Genomic DNA, 3,384 nt, shown 5'->3' with positions numbered 1-3,384 from the left:
AGTTCATGTCGACGCACCACGAACGGAGTAACGAGCGATCGACTTTACGGACACGGCCTAGGACCCAGGCCGGGCCCGGGCGCACCCGGGCCCGGCCGGGCCCACCGGGATCAACCCTCAGAACGCGAAGACCGTCCCCTCGCCCGTCGCCGCCCGCAGCTCGCACGAGTTGCCGTACCGGGCCGACCAGCGCACCCGCTTGCCCTCCCAGACGCCGTCGCCCGTCACCGTGACCGGGTCCCACTCGCGGGTGCACGGGAGGTGCCGCGACGTGACCGTCACGCCGCCGAGGCGGGCGAAGTCGCCCTCGGCCTGGTTGAGTTCGCGGCACGCCTCGACCGGTGCGGGATGCGTCCCGGACGGGGTCGGGGAACAGCTCAGGGTGACCGCGCGGACCACCGTGGCGGTGGCCGGGCGTTCGCCCTTGCCGAGCGTGAGCACGAGCGCCGTCGGCGCGTAGAGGCCCGGGGTCGAGGCGGGGGCGGCCTCGGCGGTGCTGGTGCCGGCGATGGCGGTGCCGATCAGGGCGAGACCGCTCGCGGTGGCGAGTGCGGTGGCGCCGAGCGTACGGAAGGAGCGCACGGGGGTGTCCCTTTCCTGTGGGTCCGAAGACACGGGAGTGACGGGGGATGCGAGCCGATCCGGCTGCGCACCGGAGTCTTGTCGACGCGCAGCGTGATCGCACATCCGTCCGCTGCTTTCCGGCCGCACCCCCGTACGACCCCCCGCCCGACTGGTCGTTCGGCCCTCGGACGGCCGTCGCGGCCCGAGCCGTTCAAATCCGTACGGTCCGCCTACCTGCGGCGATAAAAGAAATGTTCGAGCTTGGACCAGTTGTGAACGTTCTTGATCGTCCGGAACAGAGCGGCATCGTCCGGAACCGGCGCGGCCGGCGACGCATCCGCCGCCGGCCGCGCCGTCCCGTCCGGTTCCTAGCCCTTGCTCACCGCGGCCAGGATCTCCGGCAGCCGCTTCGCCACCCGCGGCGCCGCCACCTTCAGACCGCCCCAGACGAGCAGCGCGCCGTAGACGGCGCCGCCCGGCAGCAGCAGCCACAGGGCCGACTCGGTGTCCGTGAGGTGCAGGACGACGATCGTGGCGATCACCGGGGAGCAGAGCACCGCGGCGGAGAACATGCCGCCGAAGACGGAGATCAGCGACAGACCGGCCTGGCCCGGCGCCACGTTCTTGTACCCGCTGCCCTGCGGGATCGAGTACGGGAACCAGGCCGAGGTCACCGCGCCGATGCCGACCATCGCGCCGAGCACCGCGAGCGCCATGCCGAGGGCTTGCGGGAAGCCGCCCCACGCGCCGATGACGCCGGCCGTCGCCGTCATCACGAGGAGCATGTACGGCACGGTGATGGACAGCATCGTCAGGGCCCGCGCCCGCAGTTCGGCGTAGGCGTCGGCCGGCGTCGAGATGGTCTGCGCCACCATCCAGAAGGCGGACGTGTCCTGGCCGAACTGGTTGAACATCTGCAGGCCCAGCATGCCCGAGGCGAAACACGCGAAGTAGAGCGATCCGGTGCCCTGCAGGGCGTTGAACAGCGGGATGATCGCGCCGATGGCGAGAGAGGTCACCCAGCCGGCCTTCGTCTTCGGGTCGCGCCAGATGTAGCGCAGGCCGCGCTCCATCACCGTGCCCGTGCGTCCGCCCGGAAGCAGCCGGCCGAGCCGGCCCGACGACGCCGACTTGTCCTTGGCGCCCGCGCCGTCCGAGGCGCCGATCGTCGAGCCGTCCGGCGCGGTCATCAGCTTCACCAGGCTGCGCTGCCACCACACCAGCAGGCCGGCCACGCCGGCCGCGGCGAGCAGCAGCTTCGCGGCGGCGATCGCGTAGTCGCCCTCACCCGCCGCGCCGATCGCGGAGACCGCGGACGCCGGCGGCAGCCAGCCCACGACCTGGGCGACCGGTTCGAGCGCCGAGAGCCCGCCGGCCCGGCTGAGCCGCTGCGCGCCGAAGTTGACCAGCTGCATGCCGACCGCGATCACGAGGCCGGAGAGGACGGCCAGGTCACGGCCCTTGCGCGAGGTCAGGAGCCGTACGTTCGCGGCGGCCACCGCACGCGAGAGCGCCACGCAGCCGACGACCTCCAGCGGCACGGCGAGCACGGCGACGAACGTGCCCGCGGCGCCGTGCGCGACCGCCAGGGCCGCGCCGACCGCCAGGACCACGGTGAGGCCCGGACCGATGCCGACGAGGGAGGCCACGAGCAGCGCCCGGACCAGCGGCCGCGGCCGCAGCGGCAGCATCACGAGACGCGACGGGTCGAGGGTCTCGTCGCCGCTCGGCAGGAACAGCGGCATGACCGTCCAGGACAGCGCGAGCACGCCCGTGATCAGCACCGAGACCGTGGTCGCGGCCGCGTGCCCGCGCAGCGCGAGGAAGGCGGAGGTCATGGCGGCGGCGAGGAGCGCGGCGAAGACGATCGATGAGACATAGGCGGCGGTCCGCCCGCCCGACTGCCGCAGGCCGTTCTTCAGGAGCGACAGCTTGAGCCGTACGAAGACCGAGGTCAGCGAGGGGACCGCGGCGGGAGCGGTGGTCATCGGGCCGAACCGCCCAGCCAGTCGAGCGACTGCCCGGCGTCCCGCCCGTTCGCGCCGACCAGCTCCAGGAACGCGGCCTGCAGCGACGGCGCCGTGCCCCGGACCTGCGCCAGCGGGCCCTGCGCGCGGATCTGCCCGGCGGCCATCACGGCGACCCAGTCGCACAGCGACTCCACCAGCTCCATGACGTGGCTGGAGAAGACGACGGTGGCGCCGGAGGAGGTGTAGCGCTCCAGGACGCCGCGGATGGTCTGCGCGGAGACCGGGTCGACGCCCTCGAACGGCTCGTCCAGGAAGAGGACTTCCGGGTTGTGCAACAGGGCCGCCGCCAGGCCGATCTTCTTCCGCATGCCGGTCGAGTAGTCGACGACCAGCTTGTGCTGCGAGCCCGCGAGGTCGAGCACGTCAAGCAGCTGCGTGGCGCGCTTGTCGACCTCGGCGCCCGGCAGTCCGCGCAGCCGGCCGCTGTAGGCGAGGAGCTCGCGGCCCGAGAGGCGCTCGAAGAGCCGCAGCCCCTCCGGCAGGATGCCGATCCGCGCCTTGACCTGGGCGACGGACTCGGGATCGGCCCACACGTCGTGGCCGCCGATCCGGATGCGCCCGGCGTCCGGCCGCAGCAGGCCGGTGATCATGGAGAGCGTGGTGGTCTTGCCGGCGCCGTTGGGCCCGACGAGGCCGATGAACTTGCCCGCGGGAAGCACGAGATCGATCCCGTTCACCGCGATCTGCTGGCCGAAGCGCTTCCACAGCCCCTCGACATGAACGGCGGGCGCCGCACCCACACCGCGGGGGGCCCCCCCCCCCGCAAGCCCCCCCCCCCCCCCCCCCCCCC

3 protein-coding genes are annotated in these 3,384 nt (G+C 73.0%); all 3 read right to left on the bottom strand.

The features are described 5' to 3' along the window. Positions 1-117 precede the first annotated feature (117 nt). Positions 118-582 carry a subtilase-type protease inhibitor gene (locus tag ACWEJX_RS37590; RefSeq protein ID WP_451611898.1) on the bottom strand — a complete coding sequence of 155 codons (465 nt, stop codon included), beginning with the start codon at positions 580-582 and terminating at the stop codon, positions 118-120. A 350-nt stretch (positions 583-932) separates the two neighbouring features. Further along, on the bottom strand, positions 933-2,552 hold the full coding sequence (locus ACWEJX_RS37585) for a transporter (RefSeq protein ID WP_451611897.1): 1,620 nt from the start codon (positions 2,550-2,552) through the stop codon (positions 933-935). Next, a complete protein-coding gene (locus ACWEJX_RS37580) occupies positions 2,549-3,334 on the bottom strand; it encodes an ABC transporter ATP-binding protein (protein ID WP_451611896.1) in 786 nt (261 codons plus the stop codon). Before ACWEJX_RS37580 ends, ACWEJX_RS37585 begins: the two co-directional genes overlap by 4 nt. Between the last annotated feature and the right edge of the window lie 50 nt (positions 3,335-3,384).

This window comes from Streptomyces sp. NPDC004788, assembly GCF_053601115.1.
Note: the sequence above shows the minus strand (reverse complement) of the source record. Positions and strands in the feature narration are given on the sequence as shown.